We start from the raw sequence: 16,209 nt of genomic DNA on the forward strand, positions 1-16,209 counted from the left end.
ATTAATAGACATTCGACGAAGTCAGATAGCTGCCCAAATAAAAAGAATTAAAACAGTTGCCCAAATAAAAAAACTCCAGCAAATTACTGGAGTTTTCTATATCAATATTTCGAATATTTTAGATGTGAATCACTTCGCCATAAGCGGCAGCAACTGCTTCCATCACGGCTTCTGAAATGGTTGGATGCGGGTGAATTGACTTCAACACTTCGTGACCAGTTGTTTCTAATTTACGCGCTACAACTGCTTCTGCAATCATATCGGTAACGCCGTCGCCGACCATGTGACAACCGAGCCATTCGCCGTATTTGGCATCGAAAATCACTTTGATGAAACCATCGGTATCACCGTTTGCAGTGGCTTTTCCGGAAGCTGAGAACGGGAACTTTCCTACTTTCAGTTCGTAACCTTTTTCTCTTGCTTGCTTTTCGGTTAAACCAACAGACGCAACTTCCGGATGAGCATACGTACATCCCGGAATATTGCCATAATCGATTTTTTCTACGTGAAGACCTTTGATTTTTTCAACACACGTAATTCCTTCTGCAGACGCAACGTGCGCTAAAGCCTGGGTTGGCAATAGATCACCAATCGCATAATAGCCCGGAACAGAAGTTTCGTACCATTCGTTCACCAAAACTTTTCCTTTATCAGTCTGGATTCCTACTTCTTCGAAACCTTGACCTTCAATATTGGAAGAGATTCCAACGGCTGAAAGTAAAATATCTGCTTCTAAAGTAATATTTCCGGTTGCTGTTTTTACGGTTGCTTTTACGCCGTTTCCGGAAGTATCAACAGATTCTACGGAAGCGTTGGTCATAATTTCAATCCCTGATTTTTTTAGAGATTTCTCAACGTGTTTTGAAGTATCTTCATCTTCAACCGGCAAAATAACCGGCATGAATTCTACCACCGTCACTTTGGTTCCCATGGTGTTGTAGAAATCTGCGAACTCAATTCCGATCGCACCTGAACCTACAACAATCATAGATTTTGGTTGCTCAGGAAGCGTCATTGCCTGACGGTATCCGATTATTTTTTTTCCATCCTGTGGAATATTTGGCAATTCTCTGGAACGTGCTCCGGTTGCGATAATAATATGTTCACCTGAATATTCAGTTGATTTACCATCTTCATCGGTTACAGAAACTTTCTTACCTTTTTGTAAGGTTGCTGTTCCCATAATAACATCAATTTTATTTTTCTTCATCAGGAAAGCGATTCCACCACTCATTTTCTGAGCAACTCCTCTACTCCTCTGGATGACTTTTGAAAAATCAAAACCTGGATTTTCTACTTTATTTAAACCGTATTGTTCGGCTTGTTTTAAATATTTAAAAACATGTGCAGATTTTAATAATGCTTTGGTTGGAATACAGCCCCAGTTCAAGCAAATTCCGCCTAAGCTTTCTTTTTCAATAATGGCAGTTTTAAAACCTAATTGTGCGGCTCTGATTGCCGTAACGTATCCACCAGGTCCACTCCCAATGACAATAATATCGTAGTTCATTATTTAAAAATTTAATGCGAATTTACGGAATTTTTTTGAGGTTTAATAGCCTTAATTAAAAACCCTTTCAGCTTTTGAAAGGCTGAAAGGGTTGAGTGTAAAAAAACTTTGTCAAAGATTTTAAACTTTGACAAAGTAAATTGTATTTATTAGATTTTCGGAAATTTCGTTGGATTAGTTTCCGTAAACAATGCGTAAACTTTCTCCACCATATCATCAACACTTGGTTTGCTGAAATAGTCGCCATCGCTCGCATACGGTGGACGGTGATTTTCTGCACTGATTGTTAATGGATCAGAATCTAAATATCTAAAGGCTTTTTGTTTTTCTAAAATCTGCTGAAGAATAAATGCAGACGCTCCACCTTCAACATCTTCATCGATGATTACTAATCTATTGGTTTTCTTTACACTTTCAGAAATCTCGTGACTTAAGTCAAATGGAATTAAGGATTGAATATCAATCACTTCCGCCGAGATTCCGATTTTTTCTAATTCTGCTGCTGCTTCCATAACTAATCTCCAGGTTGAACCGTACGTTACCAAAGTAACATCTGACCCTTCTTTTGTTACTTCAATTTTCCCAACAGGAATAGTGAATTCGCCTAAGTTATCCGGTTGCTTTTCTTTCAAACGGTAACCATTTAAACATTCTATAATTAAAGCAGGTTCATCAGCCTGAAGCATCGTGTTATAAAACCCTGCAGCAATCGTTAAGTTACGCGGCACCAAAACTAAAATTCCTTTAGAAAGATTAAGAATTCCGGCCATCGGTGAACCTGAATGCCAAACACCTTCTAATCGGTGTCCACGGGTTCTGATGATTAATGGTGCTTTTTGGCCGCCTCTTGTTCGGTACTGAACGGTTGCTAAATCGTCGCTCATTCCTTGCAAACAGTAAAGAATATAATCCAAATATTGGATTTCTGCAATTGGTCTTAAACCACGCATTGCCATTCCGATTCCCTGTCCAAGAATTGTGGCTTCACGAATTCCGGTATCAGCAATTCTTACTTCGCCATATTTTTCCTGAAGTCCTTCTAAACCTTGATTTACATCACCGATATTTCCAGCATCTTCACCAAAGACTAAAGTTTCAGGATATTTTTCAAAAATTTTATCAAAGTTATTTCGAACCACCACTCTACCATCAACGGTTTCTGAAGCCTCAGAAAATACTGGTGCAACTTCTTTCACATTCGTTGCTTTCCATTCGGACTGAGAATATAAATGAGAAGAATAATTTTCTTTTTCAACAGCGTAAATTTCTTCGAATTTCGTTTGAAGATTTTGTCTTTCTGCCGATTGATTTGCTCTTGTTAGCAATAAAGATTTTCTTACCAAATGGAAAATATCTTTCTTCGCTACAGAAATCACCGCCTTGAATTTTTCTAATTCTGCAGCAACTTCAGCATTCTGTGATTTTAAATTTTCAACCAAAGGAAGTACCGATTCTTTCAAATCCTGAATCGTTTTCTGATAATTCTCCCAGGCTTTTTTCTGTCCCGCCTTTACAAAAGATTTTGCTTCAGATTCAATTTTTTCTAATTCTTCTGCAGTGGCCAACTGTTGTTCTTCGCCTTCAATTTCGATGGAGTAATCTAAAATCCATTCTTTGAATTTTAGTAATCCGTCAAATTCTCCTTCCCATTTCAATCGGTCTTCATCTTTATATCTTTCGTGAGATCCAGATGTTGAGTGACCTTGCGGCTGCGTAACTTCAATAACATGAACTACAACAGGAACACTTTCTGTTCTCGCAAAATGTTCCGCTCTTGCATAAGCATCTAAGAGCGATGGATAATCCCAAGCTTTTACCTGAATAATTTCACAACCTTGATTCTCTCCTTCTTTTCTTTGGAAGCCTGAAAGCATTTCTGCGATATCTGCTTTTGCTCTTTGATTATGGGTAGGAACAGAAATCCCGTAACCATCATCCCAAATTGAGGTGATCATCGGAACTTGTAAGGCACAAGCCGCATTTAAAGTTTCCCAGAAATGTCCTTCTGCCGTTGAGGCATCTCCGATGGTTCCAAAAGCAACCTCATTTCCGTTATCTGAAAACTTTTCTGAACCTTCAAATTTTACAGATTTATATACTTTCGAAGCCAAGGCCAATCCTAATAATCTAGGCATTTGGCCAGCGGTTGGGGAAATATCAGAAGAAATATTTTTTTGCTTCATTAAGTTTTTCCAACTTCCGTCTTCATTCAAACTTCTGGTCGCGTAATGCCCGTTCATTTGACGTCCTGCAGAAGCGGGTTCGCGCTCAATACTGGTATCAGCATACAATTGCGCAAAAAAACTTTCTACCGTTACAGCATTAATTGCTAATGCAAAAGTTTGATCACGGTAGTATCCAGATCGGAAATCACCATCTTTAAAAACCTTGGCCATCGCCAATTGCGGCAATTCTTTACCATCGCCAAAGATTCCAAATTTCGCTTTTCCGGTCAAAACTTCCCTTCTTCCGAGGTAAGACATCTCCCGGGAAATTCTGCCCAGTTTATAATCTTCCAGGATCTGGTTTTTAAAGTCTTGAAAAGAAATTTGCTGCGTTTCTATATAGGTAGTTTCCATAAACGTGAATTTTCACAAAGATAAATAATAGAATTGAATCTATAAAATTTGAAATTTAATTTTTTACAAATTTTTTATTTTTTCGAATCCTTTTTTATAAATTTGATAAAACTAATATCATAAAAAAAACTTTTAATTACCATGGAAAAGAAATCTCCACACATTTTAAATGCCTCTTCCGGATTATTGGGCTTTTGCCTGGTCATCCTAACTTCCTTAGAAATAACCAAAGTAAGTGACCGAACTTACATTGATGAAATTGCGGGAATAGCGAGTTTTTGTCTATCTATAAGTTGTTTATTGTCTTTTATGGCGATTAGAAGCTTTAAAGAGAATTACGAAAAAAAATACGAAAAAATTGCAGATTATTTATTCATTACAGCGCTGTTATGTATTTCGGCATCCGTGGTTTTAGTAACCTTAAATCTGTTTTAAAGATTTATTTTTCTACTAAAATCGTCTTTAAAACTGAGAGAAAAGTATTGGTTAAATTCGTATAAAAACAATTCTTCCGCGAATAAATCCACGGAAGAACCAACACAAATGATGAAAAAAAAAATTTTTTTAGTTAATATGAATGTAAAATGAATGTTATTTTTTTGGTGGGGCTGCGATTTCTCCGTCAACTTCGACGTCAAGATTAGAAGTGGTTTCGGGTGCCTGCTGCGTATCTATCGTATCAGCATCTTTCTTAATTGAATTTGCATCTGATAAATCCTGTACTCTTTTTAGGGTAACTACTTCCTCTGGAGAAAGTATATCATCTGCTTCTCTACAAGACTGAATACTAAGTGTAGTAAAAACTACGGCGGCGATAAATGCTATTTTTTTCATTCGTTTTATTTTTTACAAATGTATCGTTACCAACATATATTAAACAAAAAAAACAGCCGTTAGTTTATAAAAAATCACAAGCATATTGTAAATTGAGTACTGCTTTTTTAAAAAAATAGCAGTATTATTGTAAAACAAATGAAGAAAATTAAGTTATATCATTAATAATCATTTTGTTAAGGTTTTATGAAACTTCAATATATTTTTTCTGTTCTTTTACTGTTCTTACTCCTTTCAACTGATACTTTTCGAGCTCAAACCGTCTTGAATTCAAATCTCAGCAATGAGGAAATTGAAAAAAAGATTGACGAAAGCAGTAGCAATCCTACCAAAATGTGGGAACTTATTAATTTCTATATCAGTAAGTCAAAAAAGAATAATGATAAGGAGGCTCTGTTTTACGCATATCGATACGCAAGCAACACAAGCAAACATCCTTTAAACATTAAGTATGCAGACAGTGCATTAATCACAGGTCAAAAATCGGAAATTAAAAAAATATTATTGGATGCCTATTTGAACCGTGGCAACATTAATATGTCTGAAGAATTCTATCAAAAAGCACTTGATGATATTTTGGTCGCAAATAAACTTTCCCAAGAATCCGGAAATGATTACATTTTCAATAAAACAATTTATTACATCGCTCAAAATAAAATTTATCTGGGTCAATATGAAGATGCAAATAGGGAGCTTGAAACTTGTTTAAAGTTTTTTAAAGATAATCTGAAAAATAAATCTTCTTTAGGAAAGAATTACGAGATGTATTACATTTATTCTTTAATGAGCCTCATTGATTCTAACACAAAACTTTCAAGGTTTAAAGAAAATAAAATATTGCTAAATGAAGCTTTCGAATATATCGACAAAAATAAACTTGAACAATACCTTCCGTATTTTATTTCATCAGAAGGAACCAATGCGTATTACAACAAAGATTATGAAACTGCTATAAAAAAACTTTCAGAAGCAGTAAGACTTTATAATGATCAATGGCAACACAACACCGAAGTTTTTTATCTCGGACTCTCTTACTGGCATACCGGAAAGAAAAAATTAGCCGTCAAATATCTGGAAGAACTGGATAAACACTACAATAAAACAAAAAAACTAGATCCACAATTCAGATCTGCTTATGAGATTTTAATAAAATACTATAAGTCTACAGGGAATACGGAGAAACAGTTGGAATACATCAACAAACTGATGACGCTGGATCGCTCATATGAAAAAAATTACAAATCTTTATACCAAAGAATTGCTAAAGAATATGACACTAAAAAACTGGTTGCAGAAAAAAACAGAATTGAAAGCAAACTTAAAAACCAAAGAACAATTTTCATAACATTATTTATCATTCTACTGGTCATTTCTGTATTTTTCGGTTTCAGGATTTATAAAGAAAAACAAAATTATAAAAAGAGGTTTGAAGAAATTATTGATCAGTTAAATCAAGAAAATTCTACAGAAGAAAAAATAATGGTCGATTCAACAGAAAAGGAAGAGGACCAAAAATTTGATTACGATTTTTATAATAAAATTCCGGGTCTTAATCCACTTTTTGTAGAAAATATTTTGAAGCAGCTCGGTGTCTTCGAAAAGGAAAATAAATTCTTGGATTCTCAGATTTCACAAAAATCATTGAGTGACGATTTAGGAACCAACTCCACTTATTTTTCAAAAATTATCAATACATATAAAGGAAAAAATTTCACTCTCTACATTAGCGATCTTCGTTTAGATTACATTATTGACCATTTGAGAAATGACGTAAAATATCTTAATATGGATGTAAAAGAACTTGCCACTATTGCAGGGTTTTCAAGTGCGGAGAATTTCTCTGACCATTTCCGAAGAAAATTTGATTTAAAACCATCGGTTTTTATGAAAATGATGAAAAGTAAATTGTAAGTTTTTTAAGAAACCAAAACTTAATTCTTCACCAATTTTTAACGTGAGAGCAAAAAAATCGGAACCTCAAAAAATGATTCCGACTTCTGTAAAACGTAAAATTTAAAAATATGAATTGGTTTTAGTTATGAGTTGGATTTAGGTCTGTGTCTTTTACTACGGCATCAATAATCTCAAATGCTCTTTGCTCATCCTGAAGATTGACCATCAAACGAACAGTTTGCGCTGTTGGTGTGGTCGTAAAAGACATGTAATTATCATTTAAAAAATTGGGGATTTTTTCCGCATCAAGTTTTGATTTTATCAACTGAATGTCTGACGGTTTTTCACTTTCAAATACTGCTACTCTAGTTTCTCTTTCCATAATCATTTCATTTTAGAATGATAAAGTTACAAAATAATTATGGTTTCCCTATTATCTTAATTAAAAAATAAGAGAAAAACCATAATCTATCTTGAAATCACTTCTTATAGCGCATTTCCTTACAATTTAGGCAAACAGCGCTCTATAATATCAAGTGCCATCTGAATTTCTTCAGTGGATACATTTAAGTGCGGTCGAAAACGTATCGAATGATCTCCACAAGCAAGAATGATCATATTCTCATCATAGATCAATTCGCGTAAACGATCACGGTCTTCGCCTGTTGGCAAATCAAAAGCCGCCATCAAACCACGTCCTCTCGGGTTTGAAATTTGATGAGGATATTTCTGCGCTAAACCTTCTAAACCTAATAAAAGATATTCACCGGCACGTCTTGCATTTTCAACCAGATTTTCTTTCTCAATCACTTCTAAAATTAGCTGAAAACGAAGAATATCGATAAAGTTCCCACCGAAAGTAGAATTAATTCTGGAACTTTCTCTGAAAACATTATTTGGAATTTCATCGAACTTGTCTTTATTGGCCAAAACGCCGCAAACCTGTGCTTTTTTACCAAAAGAAATAATATCCGGAACAACACTGAAATGTTCGAAAGCCCACATTTTTCCGGTTAAGCCGATTCCGGTTTGCACTTCATCAAATATAAGTAGAACTTCATTTTGATCACAAAGCTTTCTTAAACCCACAAAAAATTCATCCCGGAAATGATTGTCGCCACCTTCAGCCTGAATTGGTTCGATGATGATACACGCAACTTTATTTGGATTAGAAAGAATGGCTTCTTCAATATTTAAAAGCGCTAAGTTTTCATTTTTAATGGTTTCCTCTAAATTCTCTTCCGTTATTGGGAAAGTCAAATGAGGATTCAGAATTCTCGGCCAGTCGAATTTCGGGAAATACTGATATTTTCTTGGGTCTGAAGTGTTTGTTAAACTCAATGTATAACCACTTCTACCGTGGAAAGCCTGTTTGAAATGAATACAGATTCCAGCTTCAAGGTCTAATCCTTTTTCGAAATTCTTACGTGTTTTCCAGTCGAAGCATGCTTTCATGGCGTTTTCTACACCCATTGTTCCGCCTTCGATGAAAAAACAATACTGTAATTCTTTTGGAATGGCTACTCTTTCGAAAACTTTCATAAAGTTTGCGAATTCTTCTGAGTAAACATCGGCTAAAGTCGGTTTGTTGATGGCCATTTTTCCCAGCCAAGCAGATTTTTCCACTAAATAAGGGTGATTGTAACCAATAGATGCCGAGGCAAACATGGAAAACATATCAAGATAATTCTTACCCGTCACTCGATCGTGAATCCAGGAACCTTGAGATTTATCAAAATCCATCACAAAATCAAAACCATCAGCAAGCATGTGCCTGGAGAGAATTTGCTTGACTTCGTTTGTTGGTTGTGGATGGGAGGCTATTGCGTTGTTCATATTTTTGTATTAAAATTTGGAAGTCGGAAAACCGAAGTCCAAGGTTAAAATTTAGTTTCTTTATTTTTACAAATCGAATTTAATTCCCTGTGCTAAAGGTAAACTATCTGTATAATTAATAGTATTGGTTTGTCTTCTCATATAGTATTTCCAAACATCGGAACCGGATTCTCTACCGCCACCGGTTTCTTTTTCACCACCAAAAGCACCACCGATTTCTGCGCCGGAAGTTCCAATATTCACATTCGCGATTCCACAGTCGGAACCATTTTGCGAAAGGAATAATTCTGCCTGACGCATATCTGTCGTCATAATTGCGGAACTCAAGCCTTGTGGAACATCATTCTGCATTGCGATTGCTTCCTCCAAAGTTTTATATTTCATCACATAAAGTATCGGTGCAAAAGTTTCGTGTTGAACGATTTCGTATGAATTTTCAACTTCAGCGATACATGGTTTTACATAACAACCAGATTCTAAATTTTCGCCTTCAAGAACTCCACCTTCAACGATGAATTTCCCACCTTCTTTCTTACATTTTTCGATGGAATCTAGATACTGTTGAACGGCTTGCTTATCGATCAATGGTCCAACGTGATTATTTTCATCCAAAGGATTTCCGATTTTAATTTGTCCGTACGCTTTTACCAAACGGTTTTTAACGTCATCAAAAATAGATTCGTGAATAATTAATCTTCTGGTGGAAGTACATCTTTGTCCCGCAGTTCCGACCGCGCCGAAAACTGCGCCAATAATTGACATATTTAAATCAGCATTTTCAGTAAAAATGATGGCATTATTTCCACCTAACTCAAGAATCGACTTTCCAAATCTTTTTGCCACATTTGTTCCTACGATTCTTCCAACTTTAGTAGAACCGGTAAAGGAAATTAGAGCAACATTTTTATCATTTACCATTTTATCACCGATTTCATGGTCGCCCACAATCATGGTAGAAATTCCTTCCGGAAGGTTGTTTTCTTTTAAAACTTCGGTAATAATATTTTGACATGCAATTCCACAAAGTGGTGTTTTTTCTGAAGGTTTCCAGATGGTAACGTTTCCACAGATCCAGGCAAGTGCAGTGTTCCAGGACCACACCGCAACCGGAAAGTTAAAAGCAGAAATAATTCCAATAATTCCAAGTGGGTGATATTGTTCGTACATACGGTGACCTGGTCTTTCTGAATGCATGGTATAACCGTGAAGTTGACGGGATAATCCCACCGCGAAATCACAAATATCAATCATTTCCTGAACTTCTCCCAGACCTTCCTGAAGCGATTTTCCCATTTCATAAGAAACTAACTTACCTAGATCGTCTTTATATTCACGGAGTTTTAAACCAAACTGACGAACCAGTTCTCCTCTTTTTGGTGCTGGGATTTGACGAAATTCTAAATACGCTTTTTTGGCCGTTTCCACCACCTGATCATAGTCTTGCGCGTTTGCGGTTTTAACAGTTGCGATGAGTTTGCCATCTGTAGGCGAGTAACTTTCGAGTAGATCTCCATTGGCAAAGTAATTTCCGCCGGAAGAGACTCCTTTATTTTCTTTTGTAATACCTAAATTAGAAAGGGATTTTTCGATTCCAAAATCCTGAATTGTTTGGGACATAATATTAATTTGAATTGTCCTTAAAGATAGAAAAATTACTGAAATCTGAAAAATTTAAGCTACCTTTTAATTAAAATTTAACTAATTAAAACAATCTTGAACAATACTGTAAATACGATGAACAGCATAAGTAAGACGGAAAATTAAAAATGACATTTATCCGGTCACCAAAATTTTAAAGTCTAAAATAATTGTACTAATTTTGAAAAAAGTTATCCATGGAAAATTTACAGCCTAAAGATAAAAATTCGAAATTTAAAAAATGGTTTAAGCGCGTTGGAATTGGCGGACTTATTTTTTTTACGGTGAAAGGAATTGCGTGGCTTTTCGTTTTTTATTACGGCGCAGAACTGTTTCAGGATTGTTCCAGTAGATAGATTTAATGTAGATTCTGCTTTAATTTCCATTCTTCTTTTTTGATTTGAAAAACGACATTCATTTTTGATGCCTCTCCGAAATAGGCAACTTCTTCCTCCCCCAGATTTTCTGCACCAAGTTTATTCATGGCTTTAACCGAACGGATGTTGTCTGCACCAACATGAAAAACAACTTTGTCAACAAAATCAAAAATATAATCCAACATCATTTTTTTAACGCTGGAATTAATGTTTTTCCCCCAAGATTTAATGCCGTAAAAAGTATAGCCAATAAAAATGCTTTTATCCTTTTCATTAAAGTCATAAAATCTTGTGCTGCCTAAAACTTCATCTGAATTTTTATCAATGATCAAAAAAGCGCCCTTGCTTTGCAGTGCTCCAGTAAAGAAATTCTGAAAGACCTGTCTTTTATATCTTTCTTTATTAGGATGCATCGCCCAAACTTCCCGATCAGATGCGACCACAAATAATCTCTCAAAATCACTTTCCTGCAAAGGAATCAATTTGATGTTTTCATTTTCTAAAGTTGGTTGAATCGAGAAATTCATAGGTGATGTTTTTTCAAAGATAAAAATAAGTTTTGGCAACCATATAAAAATCATCTGAAATTTTGACTACAGGTTTTCATGTATTTTTAGACCTATTTTGATAAAATTTATCCGTGGTAGACTCGGGAGAAAATAATTTTACCGTTCTTAATTTCCAGAACTTCGCCAATTTCCATATCATCTTCTCCGTCTACTCTTCGGGTATATTCCATAAAGACCTGGTCAGAATCGGCTGTTAATTTATTAAGCTGATATTGTAATGTTGGCAGTATTTCAAAGCAGTCTTTCCACCATTTTCTTAACGCCTCTTTGCCTTGTATTAATCCATTTGTTTCGGGTTCGCGGATTTTTAATTTTGGACTGAAATGTTCTGCATTGTCATCATACAGTTCGAGTAAATTTTCTAAATCATGTTCGTTGAAGGCTTTGAACCAAAGTGTTGCGATATTTTTTAATTCTTCTGGATTCATAGTTTTGGATTTTAATCAGTGTGGAAAATTTTCACGCAAAGGCGCAAAGGTTTTAACTTCTTGAAACAAATTAAGGCGCAAAGTTCGCCTCTGGCGAATTGGCAGCGTGCAATTGACTTGTTGATTTCTTTATAATTTAGAAAAAATTGCTTTGCTTGGAACTTAAAAAAGAATTGCTTTTTCTAATTCCAATAGTTTTTGTTTACGCCAGATTCCGCCACCATAACCGGTTAAAGTTCCATTGCTGCCAATTACCCTATGACAGGGAATTAAGATGGATATTTTATTCATTCCATTCGCATTGGCAACTGCACGAACTTTCTTTATATCTCCTAAAACTTCAGATTGTTTTTTATAATTCCAGGTTTCTCCATAAGGAATTTTGAGTAAAACCTTCCAGACCGATTTTTGGAATTCTGTTCCTACCGGTGAAAGTGGAACGGTAAATTCTGTTCTATTTCCATCGAAGTATTCTGAAAGTTCTTTTTCTAAAGTTTTAAAATGTGGATTTTCACCTTAAACAATCGTTGCATTTAATGATTTTGCTAAATCTTTGAATTCAGTTTCCAGCATTTTTCGATCGGTGAATTCGAGCATGCAAATTCCCTCTTCCACTGCTGCAGCGTACATTGTTCCAATCGGAGTTTCGATTCTTTTTAAATCAATGATTTTTTGGTCTTTCGAATTTTTCGGCGAAACTCCAAATACCGATTTGAAACTTTCACTAAAACCACTCAAACTTTCAAAACCACTGTCATAAGCAGTTTCCATTATATTTTCTCCTTGCTGTATTTTTTTAAACGCCCTATTTAAACGAAACATTCTTTGAAAAGCCTGAAATGTCATTCCATGATTTTTCTGAAACCATCTTCTTACTGTTTCAGGTTCTAAACTACGCTGAATTAAATCTGAATCTTTCAATTTCAAAGATGGATATTCTCCCAGTTCTTCTAGAATTGTGTGAATATATTCTGGCGTTTCATCAGGATTTTCCAATGGTTTACAAACTTTACAAGGGCGGTAACCTTTTAAGATCGCATCTTTTGTATTCTGAAAAAACTCTACATTTTCAGGTTTTGGTTTTCGAGCGGTACATGTTGGCCGGCAAAAGATTCCAGTCGTTTTTACGCCCATCCAGAAAACGCCTTCGAAGTCAGGGTTTTTATTGATTGACGCTTGATACATGATCTCCTGTGAAAGTTGCATATCGTAAATTTAAATCAAAAATACCTGAACTCCAATTGCGCTGCAACCGAAAACTTAACAAGTATTTTTCGAAAAAAAGTGAACCGAAGTTCACTTGCGTTATTTTTTAGCGGCAGCTTCTTTTTCGATCTGCTTAATTTCGTTCAGTTTTTCAATGATTTTAAGTACTGTTTCCGGTTTTGCTTCTTTAATCAAGACCTTGGCTTGAGTCATATCCCATTTCATGACGAGATTTGTCGAATGATCATCAAGGGGTTGAAAGGTGATCTCAAAGGATTCTTGTTTATCATTTAATTTCTGAACAGGTACCGTAACCTCTGCAATATTCAGTTTCTCATCATACGTATACGCTCCCCATTGGTTCGCATTTGAATTAAGAATAACCTTCCATTCTTTTTCTTGTGGAACAACAAACAGACTGTAATTTCCGGCCATCACCATTTTGCCGCCAAAATTTACATTTTGTCCAAAAGTAATTTTTGTAGCTTCATTTGCGCCCGCACGCCAAACTTTATTGTAAGGAACGAGTTCGCCAAAAATTTTTCGACCTTTTACCGCTGGCCTTCCGTAATCCACTGAAATCTTCGACATTGAAAACTGCTGCTCGATCACCTGCTTTGGACTGGCAACGGGCGTAGACCATTGTGAGTAAGCTGATACAGAAACGGCGAGAAATGCACTTAAAATTATCTTTTTCATATTTATCATTATTTTCTTTAAAGTTAATGAAACTTCAGGAACTGAGTATAATTCAACAAAATAAAAAAGCTACCCAGACCGAAATCTGGGTAGCAACATTAAAAATAAAACTATGAAACTATGGCATTAAAACCGTGTCGATCACATGAATTACGCCATTTGACTGATTAACATCTGCTGTTGTAATTTTCGCAGTATTATTTTTAGAATCTGTTACGTAGAGGTCCATTCCTTTCATCCAGAAGGTTAGTTCCTCTCCTTGTACTGTTTTAGCCATGTATTTTCCATCATTTTTCTTGATCCACATTGATAAATCTTTCGCTGAAATTTTTCCAGGAACAACATGATAGGTAAGGATATTGGTCAACATTGCTTTATTCTCCGGCTTCACTAAGGTTTCCACGGTTCCTGCAGGTAATTTATTAAAAGCGGCATTGGTGGGCGCGAAAACTGTAAATGGTCCTTCACTTTGTAGCGTTTCAACCAATCCGGCAGCTTTTACTGCGGTAACTAAGGTGGTATGATCTTTTGAATTCATCGCATTTTCAACGATATTTTTAGAAGGATACATTGGCGCTCCGCCAACCATTACGGTTTTTTCCTGAGCCATATTATTCATGGGTGCACAAGATTGTGTTGCAAAACCGATCGTTAATGTCAGCGCTAAGGCTGCGGTGGTAATTTTTGAATAGTTCATCTTTTTAATTTGTTTAATGTTATATAATAAATTTGTGTTACTATCATTTACGAGATAAAAGTTCGGCTGGATTTTTTTTGTAAAGATTATTTTGATATTTTTGCCATTGCTTCAAATTCCAGCGCGATAGAATTCATACAGAATCTTTTTTTTGTGGGTTTTGGACCATCATCGAAAACGTGGCCTAAATGTGCTTCACATCTTCCACATAAAACTTCAGTTCTTTCCATATTATAAGAAGTGTCTTTTCTATAGATGACAGATTTTGGACGAATCGTTTCAAAAAAACTCGGCCACCCGCAGGTGCTGGAGAATTTAGCATCCGATTTGAAAAGGGCATTTCCACACGAGCCACAGTAGTACGTTCCAATGCCGTCGAAATCATTGTATTTTCCGGTGAACGCCATTTCGGTATCTCCTTTTCTGGCTACTGAATATAAATTTGCATTTAAAACTTTCTTCCAAGTTGCATCCGGTAATTTTAGGGCATTGGTATTTGTTCGTGAATAATAGGGGTTCACAACGTTCTTCCCGTTGACGGTCTGGGTTCTTTGTGCTTCCATTTTACCGGAGGCACAAGTTCCTAAAGCCAGTACGACTGATATTTTGATTAAATTTTTCATTTCTTTTAATTAATATGATAACATATACGGATTTATGAAAAATTTGGTTTGTATCTTAATAAAAAAAACTACTTTTGAAGGCGAATACAACAATTGAAAACCGAACAAATTTCCCTGGACCAACTTTTATCTTTACTTATCAGTAGAGATGAGAAAGGTTTTAATTATTTGTATCAAAATTATTCAGGCGCCCTTTATGGGGTGATTATCCGGATCGTTCGCTACGAAGTGGAAGCCGATGAAGTCATGCAGGATGTTTTCGTTAACTTACATATCATCAGGCGTTATCAAAGCTTATGCCATGGGAACTATTTCTCATGAGGAAGCTGCGATCTTGGAATGTGTGATGAAAAATAACACCGAAGTAAAAAAGGCAGTTTTAGAAGTGCAGCAAATCATTGAACAGTTAGCCACAGAGCAGGCCGTGGAACCCCCTCAATTTTTGAAGGCGGAAATCATGAAAAAAATCGAATTCGGAAATCCGGAAACGACCACTGCTAAAATAATTCCTTTAAACAAAGAGCAGTCAGAAACCGGCAAACCATCATCGATGCCAAACTGGATCAAAGCAGCTTCGGTTGCGGTACTTTTCGGCTTGGGATATTTAGGTTATGAGTTAAATTCAAAAAACACTGAATTACAGCAAATTGCCACAAACAATACTGAACTTTCCACGAAATTGACTGATCTTGAACAGATGAATGCCCTACTGAAAAATGCGAAAAGAATTCAGCTGAAAGGGGTAGAAAAACATCCTGATATGTTGGCTGAAGTGTATTGGGACGATTCTAAAAAAGTATATTTAGACATTAAAAATCTACCGGCTGCTCCCACGGGAAAACAATACCAACTTTGGGCAATTGTGGAAGGGAAACCTGTAGATATGGGAATATACGACCAGCAAAAAGATGCAAACAAGATGCAGGCTATGAAGTCCGTTGACAATCCGCAAGCATTTGCGATCACACTGGAAAAAGAAGGCGGAAATCCTACCCCAACAATGGAGGAAATGTACGTGATGGGAACGATTTAAAAGAAAATTGATCTAAAAAAAATAGTAAAGCGAAGAGTAATCTTTGCTTTTTTTGCTTTGTCTTTAAATCCTAGTGGAATTTAACCTTACGCGATTCTTTGCGCAAATTTTTATTTGATTTTGAAAATATGTCTTCTTCATAATTCAATACTTTAAAATAAAGCAAATCCCACTTTATAGAAATACATCTTAATTTAGGTAAGAAAATTTTAAAAAGATAATATAACTTTAATTTCTAAAAATTAAAAGCCGCTTAAAAGTTTAAGCGGCTCTAAAATTTACTGATT

Annotated in this window: 15 protein-coding genes and 2 pseudogenes; 4 read left to right on the forward strand and 13 right to left on the reverse strand. The window is 35.6% G+C overall.

Features of this window, described 5'->3' with window-relative positions; all coding sequences use genetic code 11:
• Positions 1–118: 118 nt before the first annotated feature.
• Entirely contained in the window at positions 119–1,510 is a 1,392-nt protein-coding gene (gene lpdA / locus EIB73_RS04320; RefSeq protein WP_125022972.1) for a dihydrolipoyl dehydrogenase, read from the reverse strand.
• Between the two features lie 149 nt (positions 1,511–1,659).
• Positions 1,660–4,089 (reverse strand): alpha-ketoacid dehydrogenase subunit alpha/beta, encoded by a 2,430-nt coding sequence (locus EIB73_RS04325; RefSeq protein ID WP_125022974.1) that lies wholly within the window; start codon positions 4,087–4,089, stop codon positions 1,660–1,662.
• A gap of 141 nt (positions 4,090–4,230) precedes the next feature.
• On the opposite strand from EIB73_RS04325, the gene EIB73_RS04330 reads away from it, so the two are divergent.
• Positions 4,231–4,524, forward strand: coding sequence for a hypothetical protein (locus EIB73_RS04330; protein WP_125022976.1), 294 nt, complete (start codon positions 4,231–4,233; stop codon positions 4,522–4,524).
• Between the two features lie 156 nt (positions 4,525–4,680).
• Here EIB73_RS04330 and EIB73_RS04335 read toward each other — a convergent pair whose 3' ends face one another.
• Entirely contained in the window at positions 4,681–4,923 is a 243-nt protein-coding gene (locus tag EIB73_RS04335; protein WP_125022978.1) for a hypothetical protein, read from the reverse strand.
• A 186-nt stretch (positions 4,924–5,109) separates the two neighbouring features.
• Here EIB73_RS04335 and EIB73_RS04340 point away from each other — a divergent pair, with 186 nt between their 5' ends.
• Positions 5,110–6,834, forward strand: a complete 1,725-nt coding sequence (locus EIB73_RS04340) for a helix-turn-helix domain-containing protein (RefSeq protein ID WP_125022980.1) — start codon at positions 5,110–5,112, stop codon at positions 6,832–6,834.
• A gap of 121 nt (positions 6,835–6,955) precedes the next feature.
• Here the strand turns inward: EIB73_RS04340 and EIB73_RS04345 are convergent, their stop codons facing one another.
• From EIB73_RS04345 to amaB, 3 genes are all read right to left on the reverse strand, one after another.
• On the reverse strand, positions 6,956–7,198 hold the full coding sequence (locus EIB73_RS04345) for a putative signal transducing protein (RefSeq protein WP_125022982.1): 243 nt from the start codon (positions 7,196–7,198) through the stop codon (positions 6,956–6,958).
• A 119-nt stretch (positions 7,199–7,317) separates the two neighbouring features.
• Entirely contained in the window at positions 7,318–8,652 is a 1,335-nt protein-coding gene (gene lat / locus EIB73_RS04350; protein WP_125022984.1) for an L-lysine 6-transaminase, read from the reverse strand.
• 66 nt (positions 8,653–8,718) lie between these two features.
• Complete coding sequence (amaB, locus tag EIB73_RS04355) at positions 8,719–10,269, reverse strand: L-piperidine-6-carboxylate dehydrogenase (RefSeq protein ID WP_125022986.1); 1,551 nt, start codon at positions 10,267–10,269, stop codon at positions 8,719–8,721.
• Between the two features lie 218 nt (positions 10,270–10,487).
• On the opposite strand from amaB, the gene EIB73_RS15015 reads away from it, so the two are divergent.
• A complete protein-coding gene (locus EIB73_RS15015) occupies positions 10,488–10,646 on the forward strand; it encodes a hypothetical protein (protein WP_164467854.1) in 159 nt (52 codons plus the stop codon).
• A gap of 2 nt (positions 10,647–10,648) precedes the next feature.
• On the opposite strand, the gene EIB73_RS04360 is transcribed toward EIB73_RS15015, so the two are convergent.
• The 7 genes and pseudogenes from EIB73_RS04360 to msrB all read right to left on the reverse strand — a co-directional run bounded on the left by EIB73_RS04360 (position 10,649) and on the right by msrB (position 14,889).
• Positions 10,649–11,194, reverse strand: a complete 546-nt coding sequence (locus EIB73_RS04360) for a GNAT family N-acetyltransferase (RefSeq protein WP_125022988.1) — start codon at positions 11,192–11,194, stop codon at positions 10,649–10,651.
• Positions 11,195–11,301: 107 nt separating this feature from the next.
• Complete coding sequence (locus EIB73_RS04365) at positions 11,302–11,664, reverse strand: nuclear transport factor 2 family protein (protein WP_125022990.1); 363 nt, start codon at positions 11,662–11,664, stop codon at positions 11,302–11,304.
• A 162-nt stretch (positions 11,665–11,826) separates the two neighbouring features.
• A pseudogene (locus EIB73_RS15270) lies at positions 11,827–12,294 on the reverse strand (methylated-DNA--[protein]-cysteine S-methyltransferase).
• A gap of 114 nt (positions 12,295–12,408) precedes the next feature.
• Positions 12,409–12,870: pseudogene (locus EIB73_RS15275) on the reverse strand (bifunctional transcriptional activator/DNA repair enzyme AdaA); the annotation flags it as partial.
• A gap of 99 nt (positions 12,871–12,969) precedes the next feature.
• Positions 12,970–13,569, reverse strand: a complete 600-nt coding sequence (locus EIB73_RS04375) for a DUF2911 domain-containing protein (RefSeq protein WP_125022992.1) — start codon at positions 13,567–13,569, stop codon at positions 12,970–12,972.
• Between the two features lie 118 nt (positions 13,570–13,687).
• Positions 13,688–14,266, reverse strand: a complete 579-nt coding sequence (locus tag EIB73_RS04380) for a fasciclin domain-containing protein (protein ID WP_125022994.1) — start codon at positions 14,264–14,266, stop codon at positions 13,688–13,690.
• 86 nt (positions 14,267–14,352) lie between these two features.
• Positions 14,353–14,889, reverse strand: coding sequence for a peptide-methionine (R)-S-oxide reductase MsrB (gene msrB, locus EIB73_RS04385; RefSeq protein WP_125022996.1), 537 nt, complete (start codon positions 14,887–14,889; stop codon positions 14,353–14,355).
• A 253-nt stretch (positions 14,890–15,142) separates the two neighbouring features.
• On the opposite strand from msrB, the gene EIB73_RS04390 reads away from it, so the two are divergent.
• Entirely contained in the window at positions 15,143–15,922 is a 780-nt protein-coding gene (locus EIB73_RS04390; protein ID WP_164467855.1) for an anti-sigma factor, read from the forward strand.
• Positions 15,923–16,209 lie beyond the last annotated feature (287 nt).

Origin of the sequence: Kaistella carnis (assembly GCF_003860585.1) — a bacterium.
GTDB lineage: Bacteria > Bacteroidota > Bacteroidia > Flavobacteriales > Weeksellaceae > Kaistella > Kaistella carnis.